The following is a 17,276-nucleotide window of genomic DNA, read 5'->3' as shown; positions in this document are numbered from 1 at the left end:
AGTCTCTTCCGGAGATAGTGGGCGCGCCCGGAAGAACGTGACTCGGTTGACCTAATCAGGGGAAACCAACCATGTCCAAAGTAGCTTCGGAATTGCGCAGGGCCTTGCTCGGGACGGCACTGGCCACCGCTGCGATCATCGGTGCAGCGTCGCCCGCCCATGCCGTCAATATCGTGTTTGCGGACGACGGGACTGTCGCAGGCAGTGCGGCCGAATTCGGCTTCAACGTCGCCGCGCGGTACTGGGAAAGCGTCCTTACCAACGACGTGACCGTCAACCTGAACATCAGCTTCGCCTCCTTCGGCGACCCGAACATCATCGGCGGCGCCAGCAGCCGGCTGTTCCTGATGAACATCCAAGATTATCAGAGCGCGCTCAGCGCGAGCGGCACGACCGCCCTTGATGCCACCAAGGTGCTGGCCCCGCTGTCGGCCGGCGGCGTTGGCCTAGGCGGCGCCTCGACCGGCGCGGTCGACGTGATCACGCCGGGCTATGTCGATCCGGTGAACAAGCTGGGCATCGACAATTCGAAGCAGGTGTTCGACAACGACAAGAGCTTCAACAACTCGGTCGTCGCGGTGAATTCCTCGGTGATCAAGGCGATCGGCCTGACCGGATTGCCGGCCGGCGCGGACGGCGACATCCAGTTCAGCTCCGACTTCGCCTTCGATTTCGATCCGACCGACGGCATCGATGCCGACAAGATCGACTTCATCTCGGTCGCGATCCACGAGATCGGCCACACGCTCGGCTTCACCAGCGGCGTCGACGATTATGACTTCCTGGGCCGCCCGAACGGCGAGGTGGCCGGTCTGTTCGACGACTATCCGGTGAATGACGATTATTGGGGCTATGCGATGGATCTGTTCCGTTACACGAACGATCCCAATTCGCCCGGACCGGGCGGGCCGCAACTGAACTGGACGCCGGGCAGCGACGGCTATTTCTCGATCGACGGCGGCCAGACGGTCTATAATGGCGGCTTCTTTTCGACCGGCGCTTATAACGGCGACGGCCGCCAGGCATCGCACTGGAAGGATTCGGCCAAGGGCCTGCCGCAGCTGGGCGTCATGGACCCGACCGTAGCCTTCGGTCAGATGGGCATCATTCGCGGGCTGGACCTGGCCCTGTTCGATGCGATCGGCTGGAACCCGAATATCGACGTGCTTTCCAACCCGAACTACGCCTTCTCGACAGCGCGGGCGGTGCCCGAGCCGGCGACCTGGGCGCAGATGATCCTTGGCTTCGGCCTGATCGGCGGCACGCTCCGCCGGTTCAGCGGACGGCGTTACGCCACCGCCTGATTCCCCTGTCGGGCTTGTATCAGCCCGGCCAAGCGGAGGGGCCTCGATCGCGCAAGCGGCCGGGGCCCTTTCCGTTTCAGCAGAGTGCCCTCACTTTTCGAGCGCGAAGGCGACCAGCGAATCGCCGACGGTGGTGCCGAGATATTTGTGGCCGCCCGCCGCGATCGCGACATATTGCTTGCCGTCCTTCTTGAGCCGGTAGGTGACCGGGGTCGCCTGCCCGCCCGCCGGCAGCCGCCCCTTCCACAATTCGCGGCCCGTGCGGATATCGAAGGCGCGCAGGAAATTGTCGGTCGTAGCGCCGATGAACACCACGCCCGATGCGGTGACGACGGCACCGCCCATGTTGGGCACGCCTAGATCCATCCACATCGGCCAAGGCGCGAGATCGCGGGTCGAGCCCAATGGCACTTCCCAGAGCTTCTTCGCGGTCTTGAGGTCGATCGCCAGCAAGGTGCCCCATGGCGGCTTCACACACGGCGCGCCGAAGGGAGACAGCATCGGGTTCATCGTGTTGCCGTAAGGCGCACCGAAGCTGGGCAGCAGCCGTTCACCGCGCGCCAGCATCGCATCGGTTTCCTTGCGCGGCACCATCTTCACGATCGCCGGCACCTGGGTGGTGTTGACGACGAGAATCTGGTTGACCGGATCGATCGCGAGGCCGCCCCAATTGTTCACGCCCATGAAGCTGGGGAAGAAGATCGTCCCCCGTGTCGATGGCGGGGTGAACACACCCTTCCAGTTGGCGCTGTCGAACAGCTCGCGGCACTTGGCCTTGTCCCACGGAGTGAAGCCCCACATGTCGTCGCGGGTGAGCTCACGCCGGACGTTGAGCGCGGCATCCCTGGGGAAGGGCTGGGTGGGCGACAATTTCTCGCCGGGGAGCGCGCCGTCCTGCGGCACTGGCCGCTCCTCTACCCCGAACAGCGGTTCGCCCGTCTCGCGGTTGAGGATGAAGATATGGCCCTGCTTGGTCGCCTGCGCGAGCGCAGGGATCGCCTTGCCGTCGCGCTTCAGATCGAACAGCAGAGGCTGGGCCGGGACGTCATAATCCCAGACATCGTGATGGACCGTCTGGAAGCGCCATTTCGGCTGGCCGGTGCGCGCGTCGAGCGCCACCACCGAGGCGGACCAGTAATCGCGGCCGCCGCGATCCACGCCGATATGATCGGGGCCGGCATTGCCGGTCGGCACAAAGACAAGGTTGCGAGCGGGATCGGCGGAGAGCGGCGCCCAGCTATTGGCCGTCGCGCGGACATAAGGCTCGCCGGCGGGCGCGTTGGCAGCGTCGGTGACGCCCGGCGGCAGCGGATTCCACGCCCAGGCAAGCTTGCCGGTGTGAACGTCGAAGGCGCGGATCACGCCCGCGGGTACATCGACGCGCATATTATCGGGCACGCGACCGCCGAGGATGATCTTGCCGTCGACCACGACCGGCGGTGACGAGATCGCATAGTCGCCGGGCTTCACCGGCCCCAGCCCCTGGGTCAGATCGAGCACGCCCTTGTCGCCGAAGCTGGCACAGGGCTTACCGGTCTCGGCATCGAGCGCGCGCAGGCGCCCGTCGAGGCTACCGACCAGGATGCGCGTCGGGCATTCGGGCGCGGTGCCGCCTGTGGGCACGAGCGGCGCGGGGTCCTTATAATAGGTCACGCCGCGGCAGTTGATCAGATAGGCGTTGGTGGGATCGGCCTTATGCTCGTTGGCCCAGATCTGCTTGCCGGTCTCCGGATCGACCGCGGCGACCTTGCCAAGGCCGGAGCAGACGAACATCTTGCCGTCGGCGACGATCGGCGTCGCCTCGAAGGTGGGCGACACGCCTTCGGGCACGTCGAGCATGCCGATATGGTAGGTCCAGGCCGGTTTCAACGCGCCGGCATTGGCGGGCGTGATCTGGGTGGCGGGCGAATAATGGCTGGCATCCTGATCGCCGCCATAGAAGCGCCAGTCGGCCAGCGGCCCGCTATGATCGATCGGGCCGGCGGATTGCCCGCACCCGGCGAGCAGCAGCACGCCGCCCCACATTGCCATCCGGCGCCTGTCGCGCATCCCGCCCTCTCCGCTGCTGATTTTGGACGACAGTCCATCGACCATCGAGAGTGGTTGGCGCAACAGCGAAGGCCGCGGCGATCGGGCCGCTTTTGCCGGACGGGACAAACCGCCCCGGAATCCTCCGGGGCGGCAGCCGAAATCAGACCTTTTTGAGCGCCTGCTCCATGTCGGCGACGAGATCGTCGGCATCCTCCACCCCGATCGAGATGCGGACGAGATTGTCGGTGATGCCCAGCGCCTGCTTGCGGGCATCGGGGACGGAAAGATGCGTCATCGCCGCGGGCGCGCTCGCCAGCGTCTCGGTGCCGCCGAGGCTGACCGCGAGCTTGGCGATCCTGAGCGCATCGAGGAAGGCGAAGCTCTCCTTCTCGCCGCCCTTCAGATAGAGCGAGAAGGTGGAACCGGCGCCGGTGCAGTGGCGGCGGTAGATGTCGGCTTGGCTGGAGCCTTCCTCAAGGAAACCGAGATAGCCGACTTTTTCCACCTTGGGATGATCGCGCAAGAATGCGCAGACCTTGGCGGCATTCTCGCCGGCGCGGCTCATGCGGAGTTCCAGCGTCTCCAGCGAACGCAGCAGCATCCACGCCGAATGCGGATCGGTGATCGTGCCGATCGTGTTGCGCATCGCCCGGATCGGCGCGATCGCCGCCTTCGACCCGACCGCGCCGCCCGCGACGAGATCGCTATGCCCGCCGGCATATTTGGTGAGCGAATAGAGGACGAGATCGGCGCCGTGGCGGAGTGGCTTCTGCCACAGCGGCCCGAGGAAGGTATTGTCGATCGCGATCGGCGGGGCATCGGGGCCATTGCCGAACAGCGCATCGCGCGACGCCTTCACTGCCTCGATATCGACGAGCTGGTTGGTCGGGTTGGCGGGGCTTTCGAGATAGATGAGCGCGACGCGGCCGGCCCCTTGGGCCTTCGCCATCACCGCATCGATCTCGGCGCGGCTGGCCCCCGCGGGGAAATCGATCCAGTGGACGCCGAAGCGGCCGAGGATCTTGCCGATCAAAGTCTCCGTCGCCGCATAGAGCGGGGCGGAGTGGACGATGGTGTCGCCAGGCTTGACCAGAGCGAGCAGCACCGTCGCGATCGCGGCCATGCCCGAGGAGAAGGTGAGCGCGTCCTCCGCATCCTCCCAGACGCCGAGCCGATCCTCAAGGATTTCCTGATTGGGGCCGTTGAAGCGCGAATAGACGAGTCCCTCGGCGCCGCCCGGCCGTTTGCCGGTGACACCTTCGAAGTGGCGCTTGCCGGCGGCGGCATTTTCGAAAACGAAGGTGGAGGTGAGGAAGATCGGCGGCTTCAGCGCGCCTTCGGAGAGCATCGGATCATAACCGTGCCCCATCATCAGGGTCGCGGGCTTCAAGGGGCGGCCGCCCAGCTCGACAATGTCGGGCTTGGGACGGCGACGCGGCGTGGCGCCGCTGAGATCGGCTTCGGTTTCGTCCGTCATGGAGCATCCTGTATCGCTTGACCCGCAGGCCGCGGGTGTCATGAGGCGAGCCTATCGCAGTCTCAGACCAAGGGGGAGGAAAATGCCGATCGCAATCGTATCGGTGCCCGTCGCCGATCAGGACCGGGCCAAAAGCTTCTATGTCGAGGTGATGAATTTCGCGGTGCTGCGCGACGATCCGATGGGGCCGACGGCGCGCTGGATTCAGTTGCAGCCGCCGGGCGGCGGGGCTTTCTGGTCAACTGGTTCGACGCGATGCCGCCGGGCTGCCAGCAGGGGCTGATGCAAAGCGTGCCGGATGTGGAGGCGGAACAGCGCCGGCTGGCGGCCAAGGGCGTGGATGTGAGCGAGATTCGTGCGGAAAGTTGGGGGCGTTACACGATGGTGGGCGATCCCGATGGGAATCGCTGGGTCGTGGCGCAGTTGTTCGAGGAATAAGAAGACCCTCACCCAACCCTCTCCCGCATGCGGGAGAGGGCGAAGAAGACAGATTAATTGAACGTCTTGCCGCTTTCGGCCTTCTCGAGGAGCAGCGGCGACACGGTGAAATCCTTGCCGAGGCGGTCCGCCTGGCGCTTCAGGCCATCGACGACGGTCTTCAGGCCGATCTGGTCCGCCCACAACATCGGGCCGCCGCGATAGACCGGCCAGCCATAGCCATAGACCCAGACGACATCGATGTCGGAAGCGCGCTGCGCCTTGCCTTCCTCGAGGATCTTCGCGCCTTCGTTGACCATGGTGTAGAGGCACCGCTCGCGGATCTCCTCGTCCGAGATCTGGCGCTGGGGAATGCCCTTTGCCGCGGCGAATTCGGCGATGATCTTTTCGGCGACCGGCGAGGGCGTGCGGTTGCGCTTCTCGTCATAGTCGTAGAAGCCGCCGCCCGATTTCTGGCCGAGCCGGCCTTCGGCGCAGAGCGCCTCGCGCACGGTTTCGCGACGGGTGGGATCGCGGTGCCAGCCGATATCGAGCCCGGCGAGATCGGCGAGCTGGAACGGCCCCATCGGGAAGCCGAAATCGAGGAAGACGCGATCGACATCCGAAGGCTTGGCGCCTTCGAGGATGAGCTGGCCCGCCTGATCCTGGCGCGGCTTCAGCATGCGGTTGCCGATGAAGCCGTAGCAGACGCCGGCGACGACGGCGATCTTCTTGATCTTCTTGGCCAAATCCATGGCCGTGGCGAGCACCGAATCCGATGTCTTCGCACCGCGCACGACTTCCAAGAGCTTCATCACGTTGGCGGGCGAGAAGAAGTGGAGGCCGAGCACATATTCGGGCCGCGACGTGGCGGACGCGATTTCGTCGACATCGAGATAGGAGGTGTTGGAGGCGAGGATCGCGCCCGGCTTCGCGACCTTGTCGAGCTTGCCGAACACCTCCTTCTTCACGTCCATATTCTCGAACACCGCCTCGATGACGAGATCGACGGTCGAGAGATCGTCATAGCTGAGGGTGGGCGTGAGCAGCGACGTGGCCTTGTCGGCCTGTTCCTGCGTCATCCGGCCACTCTTGACGTTGCCGGCGTAATTCTTGCCGATCGTCGCGACACCGCGATCGAGCGCTTCCTGCTGCATTTCGAGGATGGTGACGGGAATGCCGATCGACAGGAAGTTCATGGCGATACCGCCGCCCATCGTGCCGGCGCCGATCACGCCCACCGACTTGATCGGGATCAGCGGCGTGCCGGCGGCAAGCCCATCGATCTTGGCGGCTGCGCGCTCGGCGAAGAAGATGTGGCGCTGCGCCTTCGACTGATCGGAGGCGAGCAGCTTGCCGATCAGCGAGCGTTCGAGCGCAAGACCCTCCGCATAAGGCAGCTCGGCCGCGGCCTGGATCGCCTGGATGCAAGCCTCCGGCGCCTCGAAGCCCTTCATCTTCCGGGCATTCGCGGCGCGAAACGCATCGAACACGCCAGGTTCGGCAACAGCCTGCTTCTCGCTGACCCGCGGCAGCGGCCGCTGGTCGGCGATCTCGCGGGCGAAGGCGATGGCGTCGGCGGCGAGATTGTCCTCACCCGCCAGCCGATCGATGAGGCCGATTTCGAGCGCCTTCTTCGCCGAGATCGGCGCGCCACCGACGATCATTTCAAGCGCGGCGGGGACGCCGACTACGCGCGGCAGGCGCTGGGTGCCGCCGGCGCCGGGCAGGATGCCGAGCTTCACTTCGGGCAGGCCCATCTTCGCCGAGGGCACGGCGATGCGGTAGTGCGAGGCCAGCGCGGTTTCGAGACCGCCGCCGAGCGCGGTGCCGTGCATCGCGGCGACGACCGGCTTTTCAATCGATTCCATCCATTCGAGCAGACCGGGAAGCTGCGGTTCCTGCATCGGCTTGCCGAATTCGGTAATGTCGGCACCGGCGAAGAAGGTGCGGCCGTCGCAGCGGATCACCACCGCCTTCACTGCCGGATCGGCAATCGCCTGTTCGAGCGCCTGCTTGATCCCGTCGCGGACCGCATGACCCAGCGCGTTGATCGGCGGGTTGTTCGAAACGATGACGAGCACATCGTCATGGCGTTCGGTAGTGATGACGGACATCGACAAACTCCTGGAAGGTGGAATCAAAGGGCCGTGCGGCCGAGATCCTGGCGGTTGAAGGGGTGCGAGCTGGACAGGCCGCCATCGACGACGAGGGCATGGCCGTTGACGTAGCTGGCATCGTCGGAGGCGAGAAACAAAGCCGCATGGGCGATCTCATCGGGTTCGCCACCGCGGCGCAGCGGGTTGAGATGGCCGATGAGGTCGGCCTTGCCCGCCTTGCGGGCGCGATCATAGATCATTTCGGTCATGCCGGTTTCGATGAGGCCGGGGCAGATCGCGTTGACGCGGACGTTGCTGGTCGAAAGCTGCTGCGCGGAGGTCTGAACCAGATTGATGACGCCGGCCTTGGACGCCGAATAAGCCGGGCCACCCGCGCCGGAACGCAGGCCCGCCACGCTAGCGGTGCAGATGATCGAGCCCTTGCCCGCCTTCACCATGTGAGCGGAGGCGTGCTTGATCGCGAGGAAGGGGCCGATCAGGTTGACGCGGAGAATTTCGGCCCAGTCACTCGCTTCCTGTTCGAACAGGCCCTTGAGCCCACCCGAAATGCCGGCATTGGCGAACATCACGTCGATGCGGCCATGGGTATCGACGGCATGGCCGACGAGGCGGGCGACATCTTCATCCTTGCCGGCATCAAGCTTGAGCGGATCGGCGCGGCCACCGGCATCGCGGATCAGTTCGACGGTTTCGACGACGCTTTCGCCGAGATCGGCAGCGACGACGATCGCGCCTTCCCTGGCGAACAGCCGGCAGGTGGCGCGGCCGATGCCACCGCCCGCACCGGTGACGACTGCAACGCGGCCTTCAAGGCGCCCACTCAAAGGCTGGGCAGTCATAGCCCGACCCCGGTGGTGGAGCCGCCATCGACGATCATCGCCTGCCCGGTCATGAAGGTGGAAGCGGGCGAAGCGAGATAGACCGCCGCGCCCGCGATCTCGTGCGGTTCGCCGATGCGCTTGAGCGGCGTGCCGCGAGTGACGGCCTTCAGCGTATCGGGATTTTCCCACAAAGCGCGGGCGAAATCGGTGCGGACCAGGCCGGGGGCGATGCAGTTGACGCGAACATTGTCCGCCCCGAATTCGGCGGCGAGGTTGCGGGCGAGCTGGAAGTCGGCCGCCTTCGAGACATTATAGGCCCCGATCGTCGACGATGACGTCAAGCCGCCAATCGATGAGACGATGATGATCGACCCATCCTTCCGCTCGCGCATCTCGGGCGCGACCATGTTGATCAGCCAGTGATTGGCGAGGACATTATTGTCGAAGATCTTGCGGAATTGTTCGTCGGTGATGCCCGCCATCGGCCCATAATAAGGGTTGGACGCGGCGTTGCAGACGAGCACGTCGATCCGGCCGAGCTGCGCCCGCGTTTCATCGACAAGGTTCTGCAACGCTTCCTTTGACGAGATACTGGCGGCCACCGCGATGGCCGCGCCGCGATGCCTGGCATTGATGGCGGCCGCGACCTCGTCGCAGGCATCCTGCTTGCGGCTGGAGATGACGACCTTCGCGCCCTGATCCGCCATCGCCTCGGCAATCGCGCGGCCGATGCCACGCGACGAGCCGGTGATGATCGCCACTTTTCCGGTCAGATCGAACAGGGACATTCCACCTCTCCTCCTTCTGGTTCAGCGGCCCCGCAGGATCACGCCCGATATTTGCCGAACTCCAGCCGGGCGATCGCGCGGTTGTGAACCTCGTCCGGCCCGTCGGCCAGGCGGAGCGTACGGATCGTGGCATAAGCGCGGGCGAGGCCGAAATCGGTGGTGACGCCGCCGCCGCCATGCGCCTGGATGGCATCGTCGATCACCTTCAGCGCCATGCGCGGGCCGGCGACCTTGATCATGGCGATTTCGGCCTGGGCGGACTTGTTGCCCGCCTTGTCCATCATGTCGGCGGCCTTGAGGCAGAGCAGGCGCGTCATTTCGATATCGATGCGCGCTTCGGCAATGCGCTGTTCCCATACCGACTGTTCGGCGATCGTCTTGCCGAAGGCGACGCGCGAGGTGAGGCGACGTGCCATCTTCTCGATCGCTTCCTCGGCAACCCCGATCGTGCGCATGCAATGGTGGATGCGGCCCGGCCCGAGGCGCCCTTGCGCGATCTCGAAGCCGCGGCCTTCGCCGAGCAGCATATTCTCGACCGGAACGCGGACATCCTTCAGCAGCACCTCGGCATGGCCGTGGGGTGCATCGTCATAGCCGAAGACGGGGAGCATGCGGACGACCTCGAGCCCCGGCGTATCCATCGGCACCAGGATCATCGACTGCTGCGAATGGCGGGCGGCGTTGAGATCGGTCTTGCCCATGACGATGTTGATCTTGCAACGCGGATCACCGACGCCGGACGACCACCATTTGCGGCCGTTGATGACATAATGGTCGCCGTCGCGCTCGATCCGCGTCTCGATATTGGTGGCGTCGGACGAGGCGACATCCGGCTCGGTCATCAGGAAGGCGGAGCGGATCTCGCCGTCCATCAGCGGCTGGAGCCATTGTTCCTTCTGCGCGCGGGTGCCGTAGCGGTGGAACACCTCCATGTTGCCGGTGTCGGGCGCCGAGCAGTTCATCGCCTCCGACGCCCAATAGACCCGGCCCATCTCCTCGGCGCAGAGCGCATATTCGAGATTGGTGAGGCCGGGGCCGTCAAATTCGAACGTATCGTCGACATGCTGCTGGCCGGAATGCGGGGGCATGAACAGGTTCCAGAGGCCGGCCGCCTTGGCCTTGGCTTTGGCCTCCTCGATCACCGGCAGCACCTTCCAGCGCTCACCGCTTTCCTGCTGGGCGTGATATTCGTGATCGCGGGGGCGGACATGGGTCTCGATGAAATCGCGCACCCGATCGCGCCAATAGGTCTCGCGCTCGTTGAGGGTGAAATCCATCTTTGCCTCTCCCGCTGACTCACAATTTGGGATCGCGCTATGCCGTCCAGCGGCGTTCGTCCAGCACCTCAAGCGGCGGAAAATTCGCCATCGGGCCATAGAAAACGTAACTTTCGGCCGTGACGCGGCGTAAATGCGAAAGAGATTTTTAGCGGAGCGCAAGCATGGCAGCCGGTGAGGCGGTGGAGGACAAGACAAGGCTGGTGCGACGGCACCGGCTTTCGACTCGGCTGTGGCACTGGGTGAACGCGGCCACCGTGATCATCCTGCTGATGAGCGGGCTGATGATCTTCAACGCGCATCCCCGCCTCTATTGGGGCCAATATGGCGCGAATGCCGATCCTGCCTGGCTGGAGATCAAGGCGACCGAGACACAGGGGCTGGTGACGGTGGCGGGCGTGACGATCCCGACGACGGGCGTGTTGGGCCGCTGGACCGACAGCGATGGCGTGGTGCAGACCCGTGCCTTCCCCGGATGGTCGACGATTCCCAGCCGCTACAGCCTGGCCGCCGCTCGGCGCTGGCACCTGGCCTTCGCATGGGTGCTGGCGGTGGGCGGGCTCATCTACTGGATATGGAGCGTCGCCAACCGCCATGTGCAGCGCGACCTCGCGCCGCGGCGGGGCGAGCTTTCGCCGCGGCACATCTGGCAGGATATCAGGGACCATGCGCGGCTGCGCTTTCCAAAGGGCGAGGCGGCGGCGCGCTATAATATACTCCAGAAACTGAGCTATCTGGGCGTGATCTTCGGCCTGTTGCCGCTGATGGTGCTGAGCGGGCTCGGCATGGCACCCGCGATCGATGCGGCGTGGCCGTGGATTCTCGATCTGCTGGGCGGGCGGCAATCGGCGCGGTCGATCCATTTCATCTGCGCGATGGCGATCCTCGCCTTCATCATCGTCCATCTCGCGATGGTGGTGCTGGCGGGGCCGTATAACGAGATCCGGTCGATGATCACCGGCCGCTATCGGCTGCCGGAGGAACGGGCATGATCCTGTCGCGACGGAGCCTGATCGGAGCGCTGGCGGCGACGCCGCTGCTCACGGGGTGCGACCGGCTGACCGAGAGCCAAGGCTTTCGTGACGGGCTGCGTTCGGCAGAAGGGCTGACGATGCGGGCGCAGCGGCTGATCACCGATCGCACCGCGCTCGCCCGCGAATTTTCGGAGACCGATCTGTCGCCGACATTCCGACCGAACGGATCGCGCGGGCCGACCTCGGCCGATTATGCCGCGCACGCCGCCGCCGGCTTCGCGAACTGGCGGCTGAAAGTGGACGGGCTGGTGGCGCAGCCGCTCGCGCTGTCGATGGCGCACTTGCGTCGGCTGCCGGCGCGGACCCAAATCACCCGCCATGATTGCGTCGAGGGGTGGAGCGCGATCGGCAAATGGACGGGCACGCCGCTGGCGCTGATCCTCCACGGCGCGGGGGTGTCTTCCCGCGCGCGCTTCATCGTCTTCCACTGCGCCGACGAGTTCGGGACGGTCCGATATTATGAGAGCATCGACATGGTCGACGCGCTGCACCCGCAGACGATCCTGGCCTGGGGATTGAACGGGAAGATGCTGCCGATCGAGAATGGCGCGCCGTTGCGGCTTCGTGTCGAACGGCAGCTCGGCTACAAGCATGCCAAATATGTCGAGCGGATCGAGGCGGTGGAAAGCCTTGCCGGAATCGAGGGCGGCAAGGGCGGAAGCTGGGAGGATAGGAGCGATTATGCCTGGTATGCCGGAATCTGACGCGCCCGTCCGCCTCCACGATTATTTCCGGTCGTCGGCTTCCTATCGCGTCCGGATCGCGCTCAATCTGAAGGGCGTGGCTTATGAGAGCGTGAGTGTCGATCTGCGCACCGGCGAACAACGCGATGCCGGCTATCGCGCACTCAACCCGCAAGGCTTCGTGCCGATGCTGGAGATGGACGGGCTGAAGCTCAACCAGAGCCTCGCCATCATCGACTATCTCGACGCAAGGGTGCCCGAGCCGCGCTTCGTTTCCCGCGATCCGGCAACGCGGAGCCGACAGCTCGCTTTGGCGCTCATGATCGCGTGCGACATCCACCCGCTCAACAATCTGCGCGTGCTCCATTATCTGAAGCGCGAGCTGGGGGTGGAGGAGCCGGCGCGCGACGACTGGTATCGCCATTGGGTGCGCGAGGGGCTCGTGGCGCTCGAGGCGATGGCGGCCGAGCAGGACGGCCAGTATCTGGGCGGCGACACCCCTTGCATCGCCGACATCTGCCTTGTTCCGCAGATATATAATGCCCGCCGTTTCGAAGTCGCGCTGCACGACTTTCCCAATCTGGTGGCGGTGGATGCGGCGCTGACCGCGCTGCCGGCCTTCGCGGCGGCGCATCCGGATGCGGTGGCGCCGGCCGGCTGATGCCGTATAGAGGCGCGCCATGCGCCATCTGATCCTGACCGCTTTCCTCTTCCCCACGGCCGCTTATGCGGAGGGGCCGGACATCGTCGTCACCGGCACCGGGCTGGCCGAGCCGGCGGGACTGGCCGCTTATGACGTGGCGGTGATCGAGCGCAGCCGCCTGACCGGTACGGCGAGCGACCGGCTGGAGGATGTGCTGCGCGACGTCGCCGGCTTCCAGCAGTTCCGCCGATCGGATTCGCGATCGGCACACCCGACCAGCCAAGGGGCGACCCTGCGCGGCCTCGGCGGCAACGCGTCCGCCCGCGCGCTGATCCTGCTCGACGGCGTGCCGCAGACCGATCCGTTCGGCGGCTGGGTCCCCTGGTCGGCTTATGCACCCGAGCGGCTGGGCCTCGTCCGCGTGACGCGGGGCGGCGGCAGCGGCGTCAACGGATCGGGGGCGCTCGCCGGCACGATCGAGCTGATGAGCGCGACATCGAGCGAACTTGCGCCCGTTTGGGGCGGGGTGGCTTATGGCAGCCGCGACAGCATCGCCGCCGATGCCGGGGTCAGCGGTGTGTTCGGCAACGGTTATGGCGCGCTTTCGGCAAGCTATGCGCATGGCGACGGCTTCACACCGATCGTCGAGGAGGATCGCGGGCCGGTCGATCGCCCAGCCTTCTACGAGCAAGCGAGTGTTTCGGCGCGCACCGCCTTCGCGATCGGTGACGATACGGAATTGCAGGCGAACCTGCTCGGCATGCTCGACCGGCGCGACCGCGGCGTCGACTTTACCCCCAACCGCAATCTCGGCGCCGATGCCAGCCTGCGGCTGGTGGGCCGCGGAAGCTGGGGGTGGGAGGCGTCGACTTGGCTGCAGCTTCGCGAATTTTCGAGCGGCTTCGCCAGCGTCAATGCCGATCGCACCGTCGTCAACCAGACGCTGGACCAATATTCGGTGCCTGCGACCGGCCTGGGCGCCCGCTTCGAGATCCGGCCGCCGCTAGGCGAGGGGCTGGAGCTGCGCATCGGCGCGGACGCGCGCCAGACAGTGGGTGAGACCAAGGAACGCTTCACCTATATCGCCGGCCAGCCGACGCGGCTGCGCGAGGCGGGCGGGCGGACACGGACCTTGGGCGCCTTTGCCGAGGCGAGCGTGACACCCGACGACCAATGGACGCTGACCGCAGGGGGACGGATCGATCGCTGGCGGATCGAGAATGGCCATCTGTTCGAAAAGACGATCGCGACGGGCGCGACGCTGAACGATATCGACTTCGCCGATCGATCGGGCTGGGAGCCGACCGCCCGCGCCGGCATCGCCTTCAAGCCCGCGCAGGCGGTGACCTTGCGCAGCGCCGCCTATCTCGGCTGGCGCCTGCCGACGCTCAACGAGCTATACCGCCCCTTCCGTGTCGGCGCCGACGCCACCGCCGCCAATGCGCTGCTCAAGCCCGAAGCACTCAAGGGCGTGGATGGCGGCGTCGACTACCGCCCGCTGCCGGGCTTCCGCCTGTCGGCCACCGCCTTCTACAACGAGCTGGACGACGCGATCGCGAATGTGACCTTGGGCATGGGACCGGGCAGCTTCCCCGGTGTCGGCTTTGTCGCCGGCGCCTATCGTCAGCGCCAGAATCTCGACGCGATCCGATCGCAGGGGTTCGAGTTGGAGGGATCGGCGCGCTATCGCGACTGGCAGTTCATCGCCTCCTACACTTTGGTCGATGCAAAGGTGCGGGCGAACGGCACGGCAGCGGCGCTCGACGGGCTGCGCCCCGCCCAGACGCCGCGGCATCAGGCGAGCGGCACGATCGCGTGGGAGCAACCGAGCGGCACCGCGGCCTCACTGACCTTGCGCTATGTCTCCAGCCAGTTCGAGGACGACCAGAATCTCCGTCGGCTCGACGATGCGGTGACGTTGGATGCGGCGGTGCGCCTGCCGGTTGCCCGAAATCTCTCGATCGAGGCGCGGGCGGAGAATTTGACCGACACTTTGGTCGAAGCTGGCATTTCCGGCGCCGATGTTTTGGAGCGCGCGACGCCGAGGACTCTGTGGATTGGCCTGCGTTACGGGGGGTGATTATTTTCCTTCTCCCGCGAAGGCGGGAGAGGGCTTAGGGAAACCAAAAATATTGCCGAAAGACAGCAATGACCCACTTCCCGGAACGCTCCACCTTCGTCACCCATCTCGAATGTTCGATCACCGGCGAGCGTTATGACGCCGATCGCGTGCATGGCCTGTCCAAGGCGGGGCGGCCGTTGCTGGTGCGCTATGACCTGGACGGCGTGCGAGGCGCGCTGACCAAGGAGGCACTGCGCGATCGGCCGCGTGACCTGTGGCGCTGGCGGGAATTGCTGCCGGTGCGGCGCGCGGAGAATATTGTCAGCCTGGGCGAACAAGAGACGCCGATCTTCGACCTGCCGGCCACTGCGAAGCGGCTGGGGGCAGCGACACTGCTGGTGAAGGACGAAGGTCGCCTGCCGACCGGTTCGTTCAAGGCGCGCGGCCTCGTCATGGCGATATCGATGGCGAAGGAGCTGGGAATCCGGACCATCGCCATGCCGACCAACGGCAATGCCGGGGCAGCGGCGGCGGCCTATGCGACGCGCGCAGGCATGGAATCGGTGATCTTCTGCCCGGACGACACGCCCGAGATCAATGTCCGCGAGATCGCGGCGCAGGGGGCACGGGTCTATCGGGTCAACGGGCTGATCGACCAGTGCGGCGCGATCGTCGGCGAAGGCGCGAAGGTGAATGGCTGGTTCGACCTGTCGACGTTGAAGGAGCCCTATCGCATCGAGGGCAAGAAGACGATGGGGCTGGAACTGGCCGAGCAATTGGGCTGGGAACTGCCCGACGCGATCTTCTACCCAACCGGCGGCGGCACCGGGCTGATCGGCATGTGGAAGGCGTTCGACGAGCTCGAAGCGCTGGGCTTCATCGGATCGAAGCGGCCCAAGATGTTCGCGGTGCAGGCCGAAGGCTGCGCACCGATCGTCCGCGCCTTCGAGCAGGGCGAGCGCCATGCCGAGCGCTGGGAGGATGCCCACACGATCGCATCGGGCATCCGCGTGCCCAAGGCAGTGGGCGACTTCCTGATCCTGGATGCAGTGCGCGCGAGCGGCGGCCGCGGCATTGCGGTTTCGGACGATGCGATCGCCGAGGCGGTGGTGCGTGTCGGACGCGAGGATGGCGTGCTGCTCTGCCCCGAGGGCGGGGCGACCCTCGCGGCCTATGAAAAGGCGTTGGCGGACGGCGACGTGGGGCCAGGCGACCGCGCATTGCTGTTCAACTGCGCCACCGGCCTCAAATATCCTTTGGCGGACCATTCGGGCGTGATCGACCTCAACGCAGCCATCGACTATTCCGCGCTGTAGGGATCGGCCACCCGCCGGATCGGTATAATGCCTGATTGTCGGCCCGCCGCCTCGTCCGCAAGCTGGCGGCATGACCGGCGGGCAACAATGGGCGGAATGGACGGCGCGGCTGGACCATGATCGCTGGGCGGAATCGACCGGCGATCAGGCAGCGTTCGAGGGCGGCCCGCCGCGGCGCCTGAGCGCGCTCGCCTTCCTGCCCGCACCGATCTGCCCCAATGGCGGCAGCCGCGTGATATTGGTGTTCATGCTGGGCTGGGTGCCGCTGGCTTTGCTGGTCGCCTTCGCGCCGGATGGACCCCGCGCGCTGGTGACGAACAGCTTCGCGCGCGATTTCGGCGTCCATGCCCGCCTGGGCGTGGCCGTGCCGCTGCTGGTGCTCGCCTTTTCGGTCTGCGCCAAGCGGCTAGGCGTGGTGGCGCTCCACTTCCTCCGTTCGGGGCTTCTGGAAGAGGCCGACAAGGTCCGGTTCCTCACCCAGCTTGCCGCCACCCGCCGGCTTATCAATTCGCTGTGGGTGGAGGCGGCGACGATCTTCTTCACTTATGCCCTCGTCATCTCGACCTTGCTCAACGAAGGCGCCTTGTTCGTGCAATCGGCCTGGCAGCGCAGCGCCGACGGCGCCGGCCTTTCGCCGGCGGGCTGGTGGAACGCGCTGGTGGGCACGCCGCTGCTGATCGTGCTGCTGATCGGCTGGATGTGGCGCATCTTCCTGTGGACGCGGTTCCTGCGGATCGTCGCGCGGATGGACCTGCAGCTCATCGCCGCGCACCCCGATCAGTCGGCCGGCCTCGGTTTCCTCACCCAATCGGTGCGTGCCTTTTCGGTGGTTGGCATGGCGTTCGGCGCGATCTCGGCCGGCCGGTTCGCGATGGTGCATGCGGCGGGGGCGACCAACCAGTTCACCGACGGGCTACTGATCGGTGGAACCGCCTTGTTCGTGACACTGCTGTTCGTGGGGCCGCTGACACCCTTTTCCATCCCGCTGATGAAGAGCTGGCGGAACGGCGCGATGGCCTATGGCGCACTCGCGTCCGAGCTCGGCCAGCAGTTCGAGCGGCGATGGTTCGCGCAATCGCGGACGAGCGATCCCGGTATCCTCGGCGAGCCGGACTTTTCCGCCGCGACCGACCTCTATCAGGTGGTCGGCAATGTCTATGCGATGCGCTTCATACCCGTGGACCTGCGCAGCATCATGATCCTGCTGGGCATGACGCTCGTCCCCTTCATTCCCGCGATGTTCCTGTCGATGCCGACCGAAGTGGTGATCGCGGAATTGAAGGGGCTGTTGTTCTGAAGGCGC

14 protein-coding genes and 2 pseudogenes are annotated in these 17,276 nt (G+C 65.8%); 10 read left to right on the top strand and 6 right to left on the bottom strand.

Annotated elements, in window-relative coordinates:
• Nucleotides 1-71: 71 nt before the first annotated feature.
• Together ACFB49_RS20020 and ACFB49_RS20015 are read left to right on the top strand one after the other, a co-directional pair.
• Nucleotides 72-1,139: pseudogene (locus ACFB49_RS20020) on the top strand (NF038122 family metalloprotease); the annotation flags it as partial.
• 63 nt (nucleotides 1,140-1,202) lie between these two features.
• Nucleotides 1,203-1,304 (top strand): annotated as a pseudogene (locus ACFB49_RS20015) (PEPxxWA-CTERM sorting domain-containing protein); the annotation flags it as partial.
• A gap of 90 nt (nucleotides 1,305-1,394) precedes the next feature.
• Here ACFB49_RS20015 and ACFB49_RS20010 read toward each other — a convergent pair.
• Both ACFB49_RS20010 and ACFB49_RS20005 read right to left on the bottom strand, forming a co-directional pair.
• Nucleotides 1,395-3,353: a pyrroloquinoline quinone-dependent dehydrogenase gene (locus ACFB49_RS20010; protein ID WP_380873172.1), complete on the bottom strand. Its 1,959-nt coding sequence runs from the start codon at nucleotides 3,351-3,353 to the stop codon at nucleotides 1,395-1,397.
• A gap of 142 nt (nucleotides 3,354-3,495) precedes the next feature.
• On the bottom strand, nucleotides 3,496-4,812 hold the full coding sequence (locus tag ACFB49_RS20005; RefSeq protein ID WP_380873170.1) for a cystathionine gamma-synthase family protein: 1,317 nt from the start codon (nucleotides 4,810-4,812) through the stop codon (nucleotides 3,496-3,498).
• A gap of 82 nt (nucleotides 4,813-4,894) precedes the next feature.
• Here ACFB49_RS20005 and ACFB49_RS20000 point away from each other — a divergent pair, with 82 nt between their 5' ends.
• Both ACFB49_RS20000 and ACFB49_RS19995 read left to right on the top strand, forming a co-directional pair.
• Nucleotides 4,895-5,095 (top strand): VOC family protein, encoded by a 201-nt coding sequence (locus ACFB49_RS20000; protein WP_380873168.1) that lies wholly within the window; start codon nucleotides 4,895-4,897, stop codon nucleotides 5,093-5,095.
• The gene (locus ACFB49_RS19995) at nucleotides 5,095-5,250 is read left to right on the top strand and encodes a VOC family protein (RefSeq protein WP_380873167.1); all 156 of its coding nucleotides are present in this window, start codon (nucleotides 5,095-5,097) and stop codon (nucleotides 5,248-5,250) included. The genes ACFB49_RS20000 and ACFB49_RS19995 overlap by 1 nt, the downstream gene beginning before the upstream one ends.
• 53 nt (nucleotides 5,251-5,303) lie before the next feature.
• On the opposite strand, the gene ACFB49_RS19990 is transcribed toward ACFB49_RS19995, so the two are convergent.
• From ACFB49_RS19990 to ACFB49_RS19975, 4 genes are read right to left on the bottom strand one after another with little or no spacing between them, the layout of a single operon-like run.
• Nucleotides 5,304-7,346, bottom strand: coding sequence for a 3-hydroxyacyl-CoA dehydrogenase NAD-binding domain-containing protein (locus ACFB49_RS19990; protein WP_380873164.1), 2,043 nt, complete (start codon nucleotides 7,344-7,346; stop codon nucleotides 5,304-5,306).
• A 23-nt stretch (nucleotides 7,347-7,369) separates the two neighbouring features.
• Nucleotides 7,370-8,173, bottom strand: a complete 804-nt coding sequence (locus tag ACFB49_RS19985; RefSeq protein ID WP_380880048.1) for an SDR family NAD(P)-dependent oxidoreductase — start codon at nucleotides 8,171-8,173, stop codon at nucleotides 7,370-7,372.
• An 11-nt stretch (nucleotides 8,174-8,184) separates the two neighbouring features.
• A complete protein-coding gene (locus ACFB49_RS19980; RefSeq protein ID WP_380873162.1) occupies nucleotides 8,185-8,958 on the bottom strand; it encodes an SDR family NAD(P)-dependent oxidoreductase in 774 nt (257 codons plus the stop codon).
• Nucleotides 8,959-8,996: 38 nt separating this feature from the next.
• Entirely contained in the window at nucleotides 8,997-10,235 is a 1,239-nt protein-coding gene (locus ACFB49_RS19975; protein ID WP_380873160.1) for an acyl-CoA dehydrogenase family protein, read from the bottom strand.
• Between the two features lie 164 nt (nucleotides 10,236-10,399).
• Here ACFB49_RS19975 and ACFB49_RS19970 point away from each other — a divergent pair, with 164 nt between their 5' ends.
• From ACFB49_RS19970 to ACFB49_RS19945, 6 genes are all read left to right on the top strand, one after another.
• Entirely contained in the window at nucleotides 10,400-11,227 is an 828-nt protein-coding gene (locus ACFB49_RS19970; RefSeq protein ID WP_380873158.1) for a cytochrome b/b6 domain-containing protein, read from the top strand.
• On the top strand, nucleotides 11,224-11,973 hold the full coding sequence (locus ACFB49_RS19965; protein WP_380873155.1) for a molybdopterin-dependent oxidoreductase: 750 nt from the start codon (nucleotides 11,224-11,226) through the stop codon (nucleotides 11,971-11,973). The genes ACFB49_RS19970 and ACFB49_RS19965 overlap by 4 nt, the downstream gene beginning before the upstream one ends.
• The gene (gene maiA, locus ACFB49_RS19960) at nucleotides 11,960-12,613 is read left to right on the top strand and encodes a maleylacetoacetate isomerase (RefSeq protein WP_380880046.1); all 654 of its coding nucleotides are present in this window, start codon (nucleotides 11,960-11,962) and stop codon (nucleotides 12,611-12,613) included. The genes ACFB49_RS19965 and maiA overlap by 14 nt, the downstream gene beginning before the upstream one ends.
• A 19-nt stretch (nucleotides 12,614-12,632) precedes the next feature.
• On the top strand, nucleotides 12,633-14,675 hold the full coding sequence (locus tag ACFB49_RS19955; protein ID WP_380873153.1) for a TonB-dependent receptor: 2,043 nt from the start codon (nucleotides 12,633-12,635) through the stop codon (nucleotides 14,673-14,675).
• Between the two features lie 68 nt (nucleotides 14,676-14,743).
• Nucleotides 14,744-15,973, top strand: a complete 1,230-nt coding sequence (locus ACFB49_RS19950) for a threonine synthase (protein WP_380873150.1) — start codon at nucleotides 14,744-14,746, stop codon at nucleotides 15,971-15,973.
• A 70-nt stretch (nucleotides 15,974-16,043) separates the two neighbouring features.
• Nucleotides 16,044-17,270: a hypothetical protein gene (locus tag ACFB49_RS19945; RefSeq protein WP_380873148.1), complete on the top strand. Its 1,227-nt coding sequence runs from the start codon at nucleotides 16,044-16,046 to the stop codon at nucleotides 17,268-17,270.
• The last annotated feature ends 6 nt before the right edge of the window (nucleotides 17,271-17,276 follow it).

Source organism: Sphingomonas sp. DBB INV C78 (genome assembly GCF_042693015.1).
Classification (GTDB): domain Bacteria; phylum Pseudomonadota; class Alphaproteobacteria; order Sphingomonadales; family Sphingomonadaceae; genus Sphingomonas_E.
This window is presented reverse-complemented; position numbering and strand designations above follow the sequence as displayed.